This window comes from Streptomyces sp. NPDC045998 (genome assembly GCF_056430285.1).
The window spans coordinates 115,825-130,785 of the sequence record NZ_JBWKLJ010000005.1; the positions used below are offsets into that span (position 1 = coordinate 115,825).

The 14,961-nt window shown below is 73.5% G+C and carries 14 protein-coding genes; 7 read left to right on the top strand and 7 right to left on the bottom strand.

Features of this window, described 5'->3' with window-relative positions:
• Nucleotide 1: 1 nt before the first annotated feature.
• Together AC07FJ_RS17005 and AC07FJ_RS17010 are read left to right on the top strand one after the other, a co-directional pair.
• Nucleotides 2-946: an RNA polymerase sigma-70 factor gene (locus tag AC07FJ_RS17005; protein WP_479049678.1), complete on the top strand. Its 945-nt coding sequence runs from the start codon at nucleotides 2-4 to the stop codon at nucleotides 944-946.
• A 123-nt stretch (nucleotides 947-1,069) separates the two neighbouring features.
• The gene (locus AC07FJ_RS17010; RefSeq protein ID WP_479049680.1) at nucleotides 1,070-2,302 is read left to right on the top strand and encodes an NAD(P)/FAD-dependent oxidoreductase; all 1,233 of its coding nucleotides are present in this window, start codon (nucleotides 1,070-1,072) and stop codon (nucleotides 2,300-2,302) included.
• On the opposite strand, the gene AC07FJ_RS17015 is transcribed toward AC07FJ_RS17010, so the two are convergent.
• The 4 genes from AC07FJ_RS17015 to AC07FJ_RS17030 all read right to left on the bottom strand — a co-directional run bounded on the left by AC07FJ_RS17015 (nucleotide 2,243) and on the right by AC07FJ_RS17030 (nucleotide 6,794).
• Nucleotides 2,243-3,160 (bottom strand): TIGR04222 domain-containing membrane protein, encoded by a 918-nt coding sequence (locus tag AC07FJ_RS17015; protein WP_479049682.1) that lies wholly within the window; start codon nucleotides 3,158-3,160, stop codon nucleotides 2,243-2,245. The genes AC07FJ_RS17010 and AC07FJ_RS17015 overlap by 60 nt on opposite strands.
• Nucleotides 3,161-3,216: 56 nt before the next feature.
• Nucleotides 3,217-5,016, bottom strand: coding sequence for a M16 family metallopeptidase (locus tag AC07FJ_RS17020; RefSeq protein WP_479049684.1), 1,800 nt, complete (start codon nucleotides 5,014-5,016; stop codon nucleotides 3,217-3,219).
• Nucleotides 5,017-5,020: 4 nt separating this feature from the next.
• Nucleotides 5,021-5,980, bottom strand: coding sequence for a hypothetical protein (locus AC07FJ_RS17025; protein ID WP_479049685.1), 960 nt, complete (start codon nucleotides 5,978-5,980; stop codon nucleotides 5,021-5,023).
• Nucleotides 5,981-6,098: 118 nt separating this feature from the next.
• A complete protein-coding gene (locus AC07FJ_RS17030) occupies nucleotides 6,099-6,794 on the bottom strand; it encodes a GDSL-type esterase/lipase family protein (RefSeq protein WP_479049686.1) in 696 nt (231 codons plus the stop codon).
• A gap of 71 nt (nucleotides 6,795-6,865) precedes the next feature.
• Here AC07FJ_RS17030 and AC07FJ_RS17035 point away from each other — a divergent pair, with 71 nt between their 5' ends.
• Complete coding sequence (locus AC07FJ_RS17035) at nucleotides 6,866-7,891, top strand: WD40 repeat domain-containing protein (RefSeq protein WP_479049687.1); 1,026 nt, start codon at nucleotides 6,866-6,868, stop codon at nucleotides 7,889-7,891.
• Nucleotides 7,892-7,916: 25 nt separating this feature from the next.
• Here the strand turns inward: AC07FJ_RS17035 and AC07FJ_RS17040 are convergent, their stop codons facing one another.
• Nucleotides 7,917-9,554, bottom strand: coding sequence for an ADP-ribosyltransferase domain-containing protein (locus tag AC07FJ_RS17040; RefSeq protein ID WP_479049688.1), 1,638 nt, complete (start codon nucleotides 9,552-9,554; stop codon nucleotides 7,917-7,919).
• Between the two features lie 177 nt (nucleotides 9,555-9,731).
• On the opposite strand from AC07FJ_RS17040, the gene AC07FJ_RS17045 reads away from it, so the two are divergent.
• Complete coding sequence (locus AC07FJ_RS17045) at nucleotides 9,732-10,409, top strand: macro domain-containing protein (RefSeq protein ID WP_479049690.1); 678 nt, start codon at nucleotides 9,732-9,734, stop codon at nucleotides 10,407-10,409.
• 16 nt (nucleotides 10,410-10,425) lie between these two features.
• Here AC07FJ_RS17045 and AC07FJ_RS17050 read toward each other — a convergent pair whose 3' ends face one another.
• Nucleotides 10,426-11,187, bottom strand: coding sequence for a hypothetical protein (locus AC07FJ_RS17050; RefSeq protein WP_479049692.1), 762 nt, complete (start codon nucleotides 11,185-11,187; stop codon nucleotides 10,426-10,428).
• A 136-nt stretch (nucleotides 11,188-11,323) separates the two neighbouring features.
• Here AC07FJ_RS17050 and AC07FJ_RS17055 point away from each other — a divergent pair, with 136 nt between their 5' ends.
• Nucleotides 11,324-12,103, top strand: coding sequence for a hypothetical protein (locus AC07FJ_RS17055; protein ID WP_479049694.1), 780 nt, complete (start codon nucleotides 11,324-11,326; stop codon nucleotides 12,101-12,103).
• A gap of 49 nt (nucleotides 12,104-12,152) precedes the next feature.
• Here the strand turns inward: AC07FJ_RS17055 and AC07FJ_RS17060 are convergent, their stop codons facing one another.
• On the bottom strand, nucleotides 12,153-12,974 hold the full coding sequence (locus tag AC07FJ_RS17060) for a TetR/AcrR family transcriptional regulator (RefSeq protein ID WP_479049696.1): 822 nt from the start codon (nucleotides 12,972-12,974) through the stop codon (nucleotides 12,153-12,155).
• A 112-nt stretch (nucleotides 12,975-13,086) separates the two neighbouring features.
• Between AC07FJ_RS17060 and AC07FJ_RS17065 the strand changes: the two genes are divergently transcribed.
• Together AC07FJ_RS17065 and AC07FJ_RS17070 are read left to right on the top strand one after the other, a co-directional pair.
• On the top strand, nucleotides 13,087-14,049 hold the full coding sequence (locus AC07FJ_RS17065; protein ID WP_479049698.1) for an ATP-binding cassette domain-containing protein: 963 nt from the start codon (nucleotides 13,087-13,089) through the stop codon (nucleotides 14,047-14,049).
• Nucleotides 14,046-14,879 (top strand): ABC transporter permease, encoded by an 834-nt coding sequence (locus AC07FJ_RS17070; RefSeq protein WP_479049699.1) that lies wholly within the window; start codon nucleotides 14,046-14,048, stop codon nucleotides 14,877-14,879. Before AC07FJ_RS17065 ends, AC07FJ_RS17070 begins: the two co-directional genes overlap by 4 nt.
• Nucleotides 14,880-14,961: the final 82 nt, after the last annotated feature.

Here is a 14,961-nt window from a genome sequence, read left to right on the forward strand (position 1 = left end):
CATGGCCCTGATCACGAGTGACGTCGACCGGTTCGAGGCCGCCAGGCCGCGGCTGGAGGCCATCGCCTACCGGTTGCTCGGCTCGGCGAGTGAGGCGGAGGACGCCGTGCAGGAAACGTTCCTGCGCTGGCAGGCCGCCGACGTGGCGCGGATCGAGGTGCCCGAGGCGTGGCTCACGAAGGTGCTGACCAACCTCTGTCTCAACATGCTCACTTCGGCCCGCGCCCGGCGGGAGACGTACGTGGGCAGGTGGCTCCCGGAGCCGCTCCTCGCCGGGGACCCGATGCTGGGCCCGGCCGACACCGCCGAACAGCGCGAGTCGGTGTCGTACGCCGTCCTCGTCCTGCTGGAGCGCCTGTCGCCCGGCGAGCGGGCGGTGTACGTGCTGCGGGAGGCCTTCGACTACCCGCACCGGGAGATCGCCGCGATCCTCGACATCACCGAGGCCGCCAGTCAGCAGACGTACCACCGGGCCAAGAAGCACGTCGCGGACGGCAAGGCGCGCACCGAGATCGACGAGACCGCGGCCCGGCGGATCGTCGACGAGTTCCTGGCGGCGGCGACCAGCGGCCGTACCGAACCCCTCGTACGCCTGCTGACCGAGGACGCCATCGCGGCCGGTGACGGCGGCGGGAAGGTCCCGGCGCGTGCGAAGGGCTTCGAGGGCGCGCTCGCGGTCGCGAAGTTCCTGCGCGGGCTGTTCAAGCCCAGCCAGGCCAAGCGGGCCCTCGTCGGCGGCACGCCCGAGATCCACGCGACGACCGCCAACGGCGAGCCCGCCATCGTGGTGGTCGTGGACGGCCGGGTCGTCGCGGTCACCTGCCTGGAGGTCACCGCGGAGGGCATCGTCGCGGTCCGCAGCCAGGTCAACCCCGACAAGCTCGTCCGTGCGACGGAGCTGTGGACCGCCGCGCACCAGGGGGAGCCCCCGCTCCTCACGCTCTGACCCGACCCCGGCCGGGTGTGACGTGGTTCACATCCCCAGCCTGTCAGGAAACGTCGGGCTGCCCGGTTCAAGGGGCGAAACCGCGCAAGACAGCGGCGGAACCTCGCAGACAGGAGCAGGCCCATGCAGCACCGCATCGTCGTCCTCGGAGCCGGCTACACCGGAGCCGTCGCCGCCGGCCGCGTCGCCCGGCGACTGCACCGCGCGGACGTCAGCATCACCCTCGTCAACCCCGAGCCCGACTTCGTCGAGCGCGTCCGGCTGCACCAGCTCGCCGTCGGGCAGGAACTCAAGCCCCGCCCGTTCGGCGAGATGTTCGCCGGCACGGGCGTGGCGCTCAAGCTCGCGAAGGTCACCGCCGTCGACGTGGACCGCAAGACGGTGACGGTCGCCCCCGTGAACGGCGCCGCGCGGGCGGAGGAACTCGCGTACGACACGCTCGTCTACGCCCTCGGCAGCGGCTGGAACGACGGCGGCGTGCCCGGCGCCGCCACCCACGCGTACGAGGTCTCCAGCCGCCCCGGCGCCCTCCGCCTCCGCGACCGCCTCGCCGCCCTGGACGCCGGCCGGCCCGTGGTCGTGGTCGGCGGCGGCCTGACCGGCCTGGAGGCCGCGACCGAGATCGCCGAGGCCCGCCCGGACCTCGACGTCGCCCTGGCCACCTACGGCGCCTTCGGCGACTGGTTCTCCGAGAAGGGCCGCGCCCACCTGCGGAAGGTGGCGGACAAGCTCGGCATCACGGTCCACGAGTACGCGGTGGTGAACGCCGTGGAGGCGGACCAGGTCACGACGGCCGACGGCCGGACCCTCCCCGCCGACGTCACCGTGTGGACCACCGGCTTCGCCGTCCACCCCATCGCCCAGGCCACCGCCCTCGAACTCACCGACCGGGGCCAGATCGTGGTCGACGCCACCATGCGCTCGGTCTCCCACCCGGACGTGTACGCCGTCGGCGACGCGGCGATGGCCATGGGACCCCACGACAAGCCGCTGCGCATGTCCTGCGCCTCGGGCGTCCCCATGGCCTGGCAGGCCGCCGACGCCATCGCCGCCCGCCTGGCCGGGGTCAAGGTGCCCCGCGTCCCCATCCGCTACTTCCAGCAGTGCGTCTCGCTCGGCCGCAAGGAGGGCCTGATCCAGTTCGTCACGGCCGACGACCGGGCGAAGGACGGCGCCCTGACGGGCCGCGTGGCCGCGCTCTACAAGGAGCTGATCTGCAAGGGAGCCGCCTGGGGCGTCGCCAACCCGACCGCGGGCCTGCCGACCCGCCGCCGGCGCGTCGTACAGCTCCCCGGGTCAGCCGCTGCCGCCGCAGCCACCGCCCCCGCCGCCGCCGCCACCACCACCGCAGCTTGAGGCCGCGCCCGCGGCGCCGTCGCCCGGGGAACCCCAGTCGGCGGCGGCGCCGCACCAGGGCGCGAGGGTGCCGCTGACGGCGGCGCCGGTCCCGTTGCCGTACGGGCTCTGCCGCGCCTTCCAGGTCTCGGGGGTGACCAGGGCCAGCAGTTCGGGCTCCTCGGAGGCGGTGAGGCCGTCGAGGGCGACGGCGACCGTGGAGGGGCGGTCGCACGTGGTGCGCAGGGTGGTGAGCGTCCACTGGACGCGGTACGGCACCCGCGCCGCGACCGGCTTGAGCAGCCGGGAGGCGACGTCGGCCACGGCGAACAGCGCGAAGCCCGCCCACCAGAAGGCGGACGGGCCGGTGACGACGTCGACGGCGGACAGGACGGCCGGGAACACCGCCGACCACGACAGCAGGCTGCGCGACCGGCGCTGGGACCGGCGCAGGGCGGGCCCTATCACCAGGCCCCCCGCTTCCAGGCGGTCGCCGATGGACTGCACCGCGCGGCTCGTGGACGCGCGCGCCACCAGCTTGCCGAGGCGCTCGGTCCGGGAGACGCCCGCCGCCTGGACGAGGGCCTTCTCGAGGGAGCCGGCCGCGTACACGTCGTCGTGGAGGGTGACCGTGCCGTCGTCGGAGACGGACAGCCGGCCCTCCCGCTTCATGCGGAACAGCAGCGTCGTCACGACCCGGCGCGGCCCGCCCGCCAGGAAGGCGACCTCCTCGGCGGAGAGGTCCTCGGCGGAAAGGTCCTCGCGTACGCCGCCCTCCATCGCCCTCGTGACGCGCGCCGCGACGGCGAGGCGGTAGCCGATCGCCGCCGCCACGACGAGCAAAGCCGTGAGATGGAGCATGGTCGTGAGATGGAGCATGGCCGTTCCCCCGTTCCCCGTACGGGAGTTGTCCCCGGGGCGGGAGATCGCCAAGCTCAGCGGCGGGCGGCCCGGCGGGACTTCCAGTGGCGGCGGGCGGTGACCGCCAGCGCGCCCACGAGGAACGCCTCCAGCAGCCACACCGTGAAGAGGAATCCCCAGTCGGGGCCCGCCGCGACCGACGGGTCGAACTCGTCCGCCGTACCGGTCGCCGCGACCAGGCTCCAGAACAGCGCCAGCACGCCCAGGACCCACAGTTTCGCCTTCGAGGCGCGCTGTCCCGGAACGGGCGGCTCCGGGCGGCGGGCCTCGGGCTGCGGGATGCGGTCCGGGGAGCGCGCCGGCATCGGGACGACCACCTGCGGCGGGACCGCCGCGTCGATGGGGGCGAGCGCGGCGGGCGTCACCTCGTACAGCGTCGGCTCGACGGAGACGCTCATCCCGTCGAGGCCGATGAGGTGGCGGGCGCCGTCGGGGAAGGCCAGCACGGCCGCGCACTGGTCGTAGCGGACGCTGGCCTGGTTCCCGGGCGAGACCAGGCTGACGCCCTCCGCGCCGACGACCAGCGCCGCGCGCGAGTCGGTGCGGTAGGGGTGGCGGCGGCCCTCCAGCACCTCGGCCGACTGCGACGGCGCCTCGTGGAACCCGGCCCAGTCGGCGCCCCGGCCGCCGGGCACCTTCAGCAGGGCGTTCGCCCACACCTCCTGGGCGACGGCGTGCAGGTCGGCGGGGGTGAGGGCGTCCAGCTCGGCGAGGTAGGCGTCCTTGCCGGGGAGCGGATGGCCGGTGAGCAGGCCGAGGGCGTACGCGGGCAGCTGGGCGGCGGCGAGGTCGGGGACCTCGTACATCTTGCGGCGGGCGGCGCGTACGGCGGCGAAGTCGGTCTCGTCGACGCGCCCGGCGCGCAGGGCGGCGAGGACGTCGATGAAGCCGCCGACGACCGCGTCCTGCTTCCGCGGCAGCGCGTCCGCGAGCGCCGTGATCGTCGCGAAGTCGGCGTCCCGGGGCGCGTAGTCGCTGTCGGCGGTGTACGACAGGCCGCCCTTCTGGCGCAGCTCGCGGAAGAGCGCCTTGCCGAGCACGTCCGAGAAGACGCCGGCGGCGGTCGAGCGGCGGACCACGGCGTCGAGGACGACGACACCGTCGTCGCCGTGGAAGAAGGCGGGGGTGTGGGGCAGGGCGGACGTCACGGCCGGCATCGGGTGGCGGGGGCCGGACGGCAGGCGCACGTCCAGGCCCTCGGGCAGGTCCCCCGACGGGCTGTCGCAGCTGATCCACAGGACGGCGTTCTCGCGGGTGAAGCGGGTGGCCGCCCAGTGGCGTATCGCGGCCGCGTCGAGCCGGGGCAGGCCCAGTTCGTGGTACGAGGCGAGGCCGTGGCCCTGGGCGCCGTACCGCCACAGGGGGACGTCGGAGTGCGGGCCGGTGCCGCGCCCGGCGGCCTCGGTGCGCAGGATCTCCTTCTCCGTCTCCAGCCGTTCCACGGGCAGGTCGCGCAGGGCCGCGCAGACGTCGTTGAGGTACGCGACGACCTCGGCCGGGTCGCCGGTGACGTGGAAGTGGGTGTGGGTGGCGTCGGTGGTGCCGTTGTAGTGGTGCGGGCCGGCGCCGTCGATGCCGTGGCGGTGCAGGGCGAGGTGCTCGACGAGGTGCGTGATGCCGCGCGTGGCGAGCGTCTCGTCGGCGCTGCCGACGCGGAAGAGCAGGCCGGCGGAGGCCGGGCCGGGGCGGTGCGCGACGACGGTGCGTACGCCGTCGATCACGGTCTCGCGTATGCCGGCGACGGGAGTGCCGGTGACGGGGGTGCCGGTGACGGGGGTGTCGGTGAGCCGGCCCATCGGATCCATCGGGGTCATCGGGTCAGCCCTTCGCCAGTGCGTGCTTGCGGTGCCGGAGGAACGCGGCCGCCGGGTCGTCGTCGAGGTAGTCCCAGGGGTGCCTCGTCGCGTTGTCCCCGAGGGCCCGGAAGTGCGGGGCGGCCTCGGCGTAGTGGCGGCCCAGGGAGAGGGCGGCGGCGAAGTGGCCGTGGGCGGAGACCCAGTGGAAGCCCGGGCGGTAGTGCGGGTGCAGGACGGAGTGCGCGGCGGCCGCGGTCAGTTCGTCGCGGACCGCGGGCTCGGCCAGCCGGCGGCCGCCCTCGCGCGGGGAGAGGTCGAGCCACTGCTCCAGGTACGCCTCGGCGACCAGCGTGGCGTTGTGCCCGCCGGCCGGGGAGGCGGCCGCGCACTCCTTCGCGAAGCCGAAGGCGGCGTCCCAGGAGCCGCCCCACTTCGGACACAGCAGCTGGAGGAGCTGCGTCTGCGCCGGGTAGTGGTGGGGGTGGTGTTCGGCGAGCCGGTCGTAGCGGCGGCGGGTCTCGCTCTGACCGAGCTCCAGGCCGCGCGCGGTGATCAGGCGCAGGTACCAGCCGAGGGCGTAGTCGGGGTACTCGGCGCAGACCTCGATGAGGAGCCCCTCGGCGCGGCGCAGCCAGGCGTGGAACTGGTCGAACTGCTCGCGCGAGACGTGCTGGGCCCGGGCGTTGGAGCGGATGCCCCAGCCGATGCGGACGCGGCGGTCGGCGAGGAGGCAGCGGGGGAGCGGGTCGCCGGGGTGGTCGGCGACGGCCTGCTCCAGGAACGCCTCGCAGCCGTCGAGGCCCGCGACGTACGAGCAGGCGTAGGCGCGTTCGTCCTCGTGCGTCAGACCGGCGAAGAACCGGGCGACGGCCGGCCAGTCGCGCTCCGCCACGGCGGTGCGGAGGGTGTCGAGGACGGGCATGGCGAGGTGCGCGTCGAAGCGCGGGCGCGCCGAGAAGAGCGGTGACGCGGAGTTGGGCACGGAGATCTGTTCCCCCCAAGGAACGCGCACGCGGGGGTGGTGCGCACGATGGACCCGGAGGGTAGCAGTCCGCTTCTGTGGCGGCCCTGTCAGGAGTGCCGCTGCCAGGGGGTTGCCGCTACCAGGAGGCGGGGGCCGCTTCGTAGGGGCCGCCGATGTCCCACGCCTGGTGCATCGCCGTCGCGAAGGCCGCCGCCAGCTTGTGCTCGCCCGACGGGCCGGGGTGGGTGCCGTCGTACGTGTCGGTGTGGAGGTCGTACGCCTCCGGGGGCGTCGCCAGCAGCAGGGGCGAGCCCGGCTCGTCGAGGTCGGCGACCGCCTTCGCGAGCAGTTCGTTGAAGCGGGCGCACTCGGCGGCGAAGTCGGGCTCGTCGCGGGCGCGGACGTTCGGGATGACGGGGAGGAGCACGGCGCGGACGCGGGGGTTCGCGGCGCGCGCCTCCCGGAGGAAGGCGCGGACGTTCTCGGCGGTCTGGTCGCTGTTGGTGTAGAAGCCGAGGTCGATCAGGCCGAGGGCGACCAGCAGGACGTCCGCCTTCGTGGAGGCGACGGCCCCGCGGATGAGGGGCGCCATGTGGAGCCAGCCCTCGCCCCAGCCGGCGAGGTGGCGCTGGGCCTTGGCGGGGAAACCGGGGTCGCCGTACGCGTGGGAGACGGGCGCGTCGGCGGAGGTGTCGTACAGCTCGGTGCGCGGGCCGACGATGGCGTACGGGCCGCCGTAGGTGGCGTTGAGGTGCTGCCACATCCGGTAGCGCCAGGTGTAGTCGCCGGCGCGTCCGATGGTTTGGCTGTCGCCGACGAACATGAAACGCATACGGCCATCATCCCCGACCCGACCCCCGGCCGGGGAGCGCGGGGGCGCTGTGACCATGGACACTGGGGCGTATGGCTGCGTTCTTGCGGATGGCTTCGGTGGCGGGTGCGCTCGTGGCGGGCCCGCTGGCGGTGGGTGCGCTCGTGGTGGCGGCCGCCGTCCCGGCGGTGGCGGACGACGGCGGGTTCACCCTCCAGGACCCGCGGATCACCGAGTCCAGCGGGCTCGCGGCCAGCCGCGCCCACCCGGGCGTCTACTGGACGCACAACGACCAGGACGGTCCGCGCGTCTTCGCCGTCGACGGCCGCACCGGCCGGACGGTCGCCACGGTCACCCTGCGCGGGATCGGCACCCCGCGCGACATGGAGGCCATCTCGGTCGGCCCGGACGGTGCCGTGTACGTCGGGGACATCGGGGACAACCTCAACGGCTCCTGGGACCACGTGTGGATCTACCGCTTCCCCGAGCCGAAGGAGCTCGGCGACCGGACGGTCGACGCCACGCAGTACACCGTCCGGTACGCCGACGGGGCGCGCGACGCGGAGGCGCTGATGGTGCACCCGAAGACGGGCCGCGTGTACATCGCGTCGAAGAACGAGGACGGCGGCGGCCTGTACGAAGGGCCCGCGCGGCTCTCCGCGGACGGCGCCAACGTCTTCCGGCGCGTCGGCGAGGTGCCCTGGGTGACGGACGGCGCCTTCTCGCCGGACGGGACGGAGCTGGTGCTGCGGAGCTACTTCAGCGCGCGGGCGTACGCGTGGGAGGGCGGGGGCCGGCTGGGGGAGGAACGGCGGGTGTCCGCGCCGTTGCAGCGGCAGTCGGAGTCGGTGACGTACACGCTGGACGGGAAGGCGCTGATGATCGGGTCGGAGGGGGAGGGGAGCGAGGTCGTCCGGGTGCCGGTGGAACGGGGTGCCGGAGCCGGTGCCGACGCCGGGCAGGGGCGGACGCAGGCTCCCGGCTCCCCTTCGGGCAACGGCGGCGGCTCGGCGGACGGCTCGGGCGGCGAGGGCGGGAACGCCACCCTGGGCGCGCTCGTGCTGGGCGCGGTCGCGGTGGGCGCCTTCTGGCTGAGGCGGCGGCGCCCGCGCGGGTAGGGCGTCACCGGCGGCGCTGCCTTGTTCAGGAGACGAGGGGCTGCTCCTCCAGCTCGGTCAGCCGCACGGTGCACAGGCCGCCGCGCTCGGTCTTCACGTCGGTGACCTTGAGCTGGGTGCCGGGCGCGAGGATGTACTCCTCCTCGCCGGTGAACGCCGAGAAGCTGCGGATGCCCACGGCCCGGACGGGCTGGACCTCGAAGAGCGTCCGCTTGCCGCGGCTGCCGAGGAACGACCGGGCCACGCCGAGCTCGGACGTGCACGAGGACACGCCCCACCAGGTCACCGTCCGCCCGAGCGGGTACTGCGCCCGCAGGTCCAGGGCCACGCCGCGCCACAGCGGCTCGGTGCGGGCCGGGAGCCCCGACACCGCCGAGAACAGCAGGCGCAGATAGGGCAGGTACGGGACGAGCCTGGACCGGTCGGGGGCGCGCAGGATGGCGTTGATCTCGCGGTAGAACGCCGACTCGCAGGTGTAGAGGTAGAGGGCGGCGATGGCGTCGGCGGAGAGGCCGCCGGCCGCCTCGTCCGCCCGCCGCTTGCCGAACTCGTGGGACAGCCGGACGTGCCGGTCCAGGCCGGACAGCAGCCGGGCGACCGGGGCGACGGCGTCGCGGAAGTCCATGAGCGGGGTGTCGAACACGCCGGTGATGGCGGGGAGGACGAGGCCCTCGTCCTTGACGCTGGAGAGGCGGTCCAGATAGAGCTGGTGCAGTTCCATGGTGGACGCGATGAAGGCGCCCATGCGCTCGGCGGTGCCGTCGTCCGCGGTCCCGCCCCCGTCGGCGTCCGCCGCGGTGCGCTGGTCCCACCCCTTGCTCGGGAGCCAGTCGATCGGGTCGGCGCCGAGTGAGGCGAGAGCGTCGTTCACGGTCGCGAAGTGATCGCCTTCGCAGAAGAGGTCGCCCTGCGCCGCGGGGTTGGCGTGGTCGATGTGGCGGACGTCGACGTCGGGGTACTTCTCCTGGAGCCGGAGGACGATCTTCTTCAGGTTGCGTGCGTGCGCGCCCCACCAGGCGAAGACGACACCGCGGTCCTCCTCGGCGGCGTCCTGCTTGGCCTTGAGGATCTCCTCGACGATCCGCTCGGCGACCGGCCGCCAGAACGCCGTGTGCCGGTCGGGCCCCGTCGACCGGTCGCCGCTGGCGGTGAGCGCGGCGTTCAGCAGCAGCACGCCCTGCGTGAGCATGGCCTGGAACCACTCCGGCGGCTGGACGGTGTCCTGCTTCGCCAGCAGCGCGCGGACGTCGGCGATGGGCGTCTTCTTGGGTATCCCGTACTTCCACATCGCGGCCGCCTTGATGATGCAGCGGATGCTGACGACCCTGCCGAACTGGCTGTCCTTCCAGTCGTGGAAGGTGTTGTCGAACATGGCGATGCCGGTCGCGCTCTCCGGCCGCGGGTAGGGGTTCTGGCCGAAGACGACGACCTTCCACTTGTGCGGCGGGTGGGGCTTGAGCGCCTGGAAGGTCAGTTCGCGGACGGGAACGACTTCGGGGCTGCGGTCGGGGCCGATGAAGGCGGCCGCGCCGGGCTGCGCCTCGATGACGGGCTTCAGCAGCGGGAGCCACGGTTCGCCGCCGCCCTTGAACAGCTCGGCAAGGGCCAGCGGGTCGGCCGGGTCCGGGGTGGAGGGGGTGGCCGGGGTGGGGGAATCGCTCATGGTGAAGGGCTCCGAATCTCGTCGGTCGCGAAACTGGAGCGGGACGCTAGCACCGGGCAGTGACAGTGGGACGTTGGTGACGAATCATCATGTACCGCTGCGAAAGGGCCGGTTGTCAGTGGCGGGCGCTAGCGTCGTGGGCAGTGGAAGAACCGTTGCTCGATGGGGGAGTGGACGATGACCGTGGACCGAGTGCAGGTGCCGCTCAGGGTCGTGCTGACCGATGTCAACGCGGATGTGGTGGAGGCGTGGCGGGCGGCGTTCGCCGACACGCCCGAGGTCGAGATCCGCAGGGGCTCGATCCTCGATGAGCAGGTCGACGCGTGGGTGAGCCCGACGAACTCCCGGGGGCGGATGGACGGCGGGGTCGACGCCGCCGTCAAGCGGTACCTCGGAGCGGGCATCCAGCTGCGGGTGCAGCGGGCGATCCGCGACCGGTTCGCGGGGAGGCTGCCGGTGGGCAGCGCGGTGTGCGTGCCGTCCGGGGCGGTGAACCCGAAGTATCTGATCTCCACGCCGACGATGGAGCGGTCCGCGCAGGACGTGAGCGAGACCCTGAACGTCGCGCTCGCGTGCGCCGCCGCGTTCCAGGCGATCCACCGTCAGAACGCGCAGGCGCCGGGCTCCATCGGATCCGTGGCGCTGGTCGGCATGGGAGCCCGGACCGGCGGGGTGCCGCCGCGGGTGTGCGCCAACCTGATGTGGACGGGCTACACGCTCTTCCAGGACCACCACTTCGAGGACGACGACGATCTGCGCGCCACGATCACCGCGCAGCTTGACGACATAGAGCAGGCGCCCGCCGAGAAGCGGGTGCGCATCGCGCCGCCCACGCGTCCCGCGTCCCGTCGCTGACCGCCGGCCCCCATCCTCACTGGGTCGTGTCCAGCCGGGGCTTCCGCTTCACGTCGGTCAGCTTCACGTCCTCCGTCTCGGGGGCGCCGAACGTCTCCACGATCACTCCGCTGCCGGTTCCGGTGACCTCCAGGGCTTCGTGGCTGCCCATGAAGCGCAGGTCGACCCGCACCCGGGGAGCACCCCCGTGGTCCGGCATGCGGTGCACCCGCGAGGCGGGGTAGTCGAGGGCGATCAGCTTCGTGCGCATCGCGTCGTAGTCGGTCGTCCTCGTGTTGAACGCCTTGCCGACGCGGTCCGCGTGCTGGTCGGCGAAGCACTGCTCGACCTTGGTCAGGGGCACCTCGACCGGCGCGGATGACTTGCGGGGACCGGGGGTGGGGCTCGGCGGCTCGGGGGCGTCGGGGGGAAGGGGAACGGGGAGGCCCTCGTCGTCGCCCGGGACGGCCGGGGGCGTCTCGCCCGGCCCGTAGATCCGGGTGGGCTCCTCCTCGAGCACCAGGCCGTCGGGCACGGGCGGTTCGCCACCGCCCTTGTCGCTGGGGGCGTCGGGAGAGCAGGCTCGGAGCGTCTGGCCCACCAAGTCGATGAAGCGCATCTCCGGATCTCCGTGGCCGGACGGGGCGCTTGGCGAGACGCTCGGCACGGGGCGCGCCGAGGCGGCGCTGCCCGCGGGGGCCGCCTGGTCGGTGGTGGCCTTCTGGCTGCCGCAGGCGGAGAGGACGAGGCAGCTCAGCGCGGCCACCAGCACGGACTTCGGAAGAGTGTTCTTTCGCATGCACGCATCATCCGAAGGCCGGCCACCTCGGGGCATGAGTACGCGTACTCACCTGCGCCCAGGTGGCAACTCCCGTACGTACAGCTCGAAGAGAAGTCGACCGCGAGGAGCCGCGGCCAGCCGCTAGCGTCTGGACGTGCACATCCTCGACGACCCCCATGTGTCGCCCCGTGTCGCGGCTCTCCTGACCCGCGCACGGCGCAACCCGTCCACGCCCGCTGACCGGATACGCGAACTGGCGCGCGCGGAGGCGTCAGACGAGAGCGAGGTGCCCCTGCCCCAGGGGGCCGTCGAGGCGATGATCCGTTTCGAGGAGCGCTACGGCGGCCTCTGGTACCCGCTCATCGGATCCAACGGCATGGACCACGGCCTGGACGGCGAAGTCACCGTCTACACCGCCGTCGAGGGCATCGACAGCTGGGGCTTCTCCGGCATCGTCGACGGTGACCAGACCTGGCCCGTCGACGTCCTCCTCGACGGCCGCACGGCCATGACCCTTCAGGACCGGACCCGAATCATCAACAGCAGCGTCGACCAGCGCCTGGAGGCCCACGGTCAGTTGGCCTCGGTCCGGGGCTGGGCCCATGTGACCCTGGGCGTGACCACCGCGCCCGGCCGGGCGCCGGCCGTCGGCGAAGCACACCTCCCGCCCCGTGACGTCGCGGCGACGGGGCCCGCCGACAAGTGGTGGAGCGGTGACGCCACCGCTGTCCACCTGGAGCTCTCCACGTGGTGGGGCAAGGAGGACCTCTGGATCGCGCGCTGCTTCGCCAGGAGGGCCGAGGACCTGCCGGCGGCCGTCGCGTCGGTACGGCGCGCGGTGACCGGTGGAGTGTGGAGGAACGAGAAGTGGTGCGTGTTGTGCTCCCGCTCCGTGAACCCCGCGCAGCCCTGCCTGCCGCAGGCAAGCGGCTGACCGCCCGGTCGGCCTTCGGGCACGCGGCGGCCGCCGAAGGCAGGCGGGGTCAGGCGGCGTCGTCCGGCGGGGGTGGCGCGTCGTGCTGGGTGGGGCGGGCGGGCACCAGGGACTCGAAGCCCGCCAGCAGGGCGCGCAGGCCGAAGCCGAAGTGGTCGACGTCGGGCGAGAAGGTGTCCTCGGCGAGGGCGGCGATCAGCGGGTAGTCCCCGCTCTCCATGGCGCGGACCAGGAAGGGGCCCTGGCGCGTCCAGAACTCCTCGTCGCTGACGCCGGTCTCCTTGGCGGCCTCCACCGCCTGCGCCTCCATGCGCGCGATACCGGCGGCGAAGCTCTGGACGGTGATGATCACCGAGAGGGTCTCCGGATCGCTCAGCCCCATGCCCTTCAGGCCCCGCAGCGCCCGCTCGAAGCCCCGGAGCGCGCTCGGGCCGAGGACCGTACGGGCCTGGTTGACCTTCAGCAGCCACGGGTGGCGGCGGTAGAGGTCGAGCTGCTCCCGGGCCAGGAACTCCACGGCGGCGCGCCAGTCGGCGGGCGGCGGGGCGGGGGAGTCCAGGGCGTCGCCCTGGACGTGGTCGAGCATCAGGTCGAGCAGCTCCGCCTTGCCGGGGACGTACCGGTACAGCGACATCGTGCCGGCGCCGAGCTCGGTGGAGAGGCGGCGCATCGAGACGGCGTCGAGGCCCTCCGCGTCGGCGACCTCGACCGCGGCGGTGACGATCCGGTCGAGGGTCAGGCCGCGCTTGGGCCCCCGCGCGCCCCGCGCGGGCGGCTCCCCGGCGTCCCAGAGCAGCTCAAGGCTGCGGGTGATGTCTCCGCTGCCGGTCGTCGCCGTGACGCCGCCGCCGGTGGTCTTCTGGCTGCTCATGGGGCCAGCGTAATTGCCCGCCGGACCCCCGCCCTTCCCGCTCGACAGAAACTGGGTACGGTGTACGCTCACTTGGGTACGGTGTACTCAGTTTCCCGACGGGGAGGGTGTCATGGACGACTGGGCGGTACGGGCCGAGGGCCTGGAGAAGCGGTACGGGGAGAAGAGGGCACTGGACGGCTTCGACCTCGCCGTCCGCCCCGGCACCGTGCACGGCCTCCTCGGGCCGAACGGCGCGGGCAAGACCACGGCGGTGCGGGTGCTGGCCACCCTGCGCCGCTTCGACGACGGGCGCGCCGAGGTCGCCGGGGTGGACGTGGCCCGCGATCCCCGGCGCGTACGGAGCCTGATCGGGCTCACCGGCCAGTACGCCGCGGTGGACGAGGTCCTCACGGGCCGGCAGAACCTGGAGATGTTCGGGCGGCTGTTCCACCTGGGCGGACGGCGGGCCCGGCAGCGCGCCGCGGAACTGCTGGAGCGGTTCGGCCTGACCGAGGCCGCCGACAAGGGCGTGGAGGGCTACAGCGGCGGCATGCGCAGACGCCTGGACCTGGCGGCCTCCATGATCCTGGCGCCGCGCGTGCTGTTCCTGGACGAGCCGACGACCGGCCTCGATCCGCGCGGGCGCGGCGAGGTGTGGGAGGCGGTGCGCGACCTGGTCGCGGGCGGCACGACCGTCCTGCTCACCACGCAGTACCTGGAGGAGGCCGACCGGCTCGCCTCACGTATCACCGTCATCGACCGGGGCCGCGCCATCGCCGACGACACCCCCGAGGCGCTCAAGCGCCAGGTCGGCGGCGACCGCATCGAGGTGGTGGCCGTGGACCCGGCGGACCTGCCGAGGGTCGCCAAGACCGTCGCCCGGGTCTGCGCGGGCGAGCCGCGCGTCGACGACCTGGAGCGGCGGGTCCACGCGCCCGTCGCCGACGGGGTGGCGGCGCTCACCGAGGTGGCGCGGACCCTGCAGGACGAGGGGGTCCAGGTCGAGGACATCGGGCTGCGCAGGCCGAGCCTGGACGACGTGTTCCTGCGCCTGACCGGCCACGCGACCGAGGAGAAGGAGGCGGTGGCATGAGCACGGACACCCTGGAGCCGATCGCCGGGCGCGGGCGCGCCTACTGGGCGGTCGTCGACTGCTGGAACGTCGTACGCCGCCAGCTGACCCACTACCAGCGCAAACCCGTCTCCATCGCCTGGCAGCTCGGTTTCCCGATCCTGTCCGTCCTGCTGTACGGGTACGTCTTCGGCGGCGCGATGAAGCCGCCGGGCGGCGGAGGGGCCGCGGACTACCGGGACTTCCTGATGCCCGGCATGTTCGTGATGACGATGGCCTTCGGCTTCATCAACACCGCGACGGCCGTGGTCACCGACGCCGACAAGGGCGTCATCGACCGCTTCCGCTCCATGCCCATGGCCCCGTCGGCGGTGGTCACCGGCCGCGGCGTGACGGACCTGATCGTGGCCTGCGCCGAGCTGACCATCCTGGCGACGACGGCGTTCGTCATCGGGTGGCGTTCGGACGGCGGGTTCCTCGGGACGGTGGCCGGCTTCGCGCTGCTGCTGCTCCTGCGCTACTGCCTGACCTGGGTCGGCATCTGGCTCGGGCTGCTGGTGCCCAACCCGGAGGCGGCCGGCGGGCTGTTCGCGGTGGCGTTCCCGCTGACCATGATCTCCAGTGTGTTCGTCCAGCCCGGGACCATGCCCGACTGGCTGGGCACGCTCGCCGCCTGGAACCCGATCTCCTCGACGGCGGCGGCCACGCGGGAGCTGTTCGGCAACCCGGTGGGCGGCGACGGCAGCTGGATCCAGGAGAACGCCGTGCTGATGGCGGTGGTGTGGCCGCTGGTGATCACGGCCGTCTTCCTGCCGCTCGCGGTACGCCGCTTCCAGAGCCTGAGCCGCTGAGCCGCTGGGCCGCTGAGCCGCTCGAACGGGGGCGGGGTGGGGGAGGTGGGCCCGCGGAGGGGGGCGGGCCCACCGGCCGGTC

What these genes read in the sequence shown, in the direction of transcription:
- AC07FJ_RS17045 (WP_479049690.1), top strand. Translation starts at nt 9,732, where the DNA reads ATGACCGTGGACCGAGTGCAGGTGCCGCTCAGGGTCGTGCTGACCGAT.
- AC07FJ_RS17015 (WP_479049682.1), bottom strand. Translation starts at nt 3,160, where the DNA reads ATGCTCCATCTCACGACCATGCTCCATCTCACGGCTTTGCTCGTCGTG.
- AC07FJ_RS17035 (WP_479049687.1), top strand. Translation starts at nt 6,866, where the DNA reads ATGGCTGCGTTCTTGCGGATGGCTTCGGTGGCGGGTGCGCTCGTGGCG.
- AC07FJ_RS17010 (WP_479049680.1), top strand. Translation starts at nt 1,070, where the DNA reads ATGCAGCACCGCATCGTCGTCCTCGGAGCCGGCTACACCGGAGCCGTC.
- AC07FJ_RS17070 (WP_479049699.1), top strand. Translation starts at nt 14,046, where the DNA reads ATGAGCACGGACACCCTGGAGCCGATCGCCGGGCGCGGGCGCGCCTAC.
- AC07FJ_RS17040 (WP_479049688.1), bottom strand. Translation starts at nt 9,554, where the DNA reads ATGAGCGATTCCCCCACCCCGGCCACCCCCTCCACCCCGGACCCGGCC.
- AC07FJ_RS17030 (WP_479049686.1), bottom strand. Translation starts at nt 6,794, where the DNA reads ATGCGTTTCATGTTCGTCGGCGACAGCCAAACCATCGGACGCGCCGGC.
- AC07FJ_RS17020 (WP_479049684.1), bottom strand. Translation starts at nt 5,016, where the DNA reads ATGACCCCGATGGATCCGATGGGCCGGCTCACCGACACCCCCGTCACC.
- AC07FJ_RS17060 (WP_479049696.1), bottom strand. Translation starts at nt 12,974, where the DNA reads ATGAGCAGCCAGAAGACCACCGGCGGCGGCGTCACGGCGACGACCGGC.
- AC07FJ_RS17050 (WP_479049692.1), bottom strand. Translation starts at nt 11,187, where the DNA reads ATGCGAAAGAACACTCTTCCGAAGTCCGTGCTGGTGGCCGCGCTGAGC.
- AC07FJ_RS17005 (WP_479049678.1), top strand. Translation starts at nt 2, where the DNA reads ATGGCCCTGATCACGAGTGACGTCGACCGGTTCGAGGCCGCCAGGCCG.
- AC07FJ_RS17065 (WP_479049698.1), top strand. Translation starts at nt 13,087, where the DNA reads ATGGACGACTGGGCGGTACGGGCCGAGGGCCTGGAGAAGCGGTACGGG.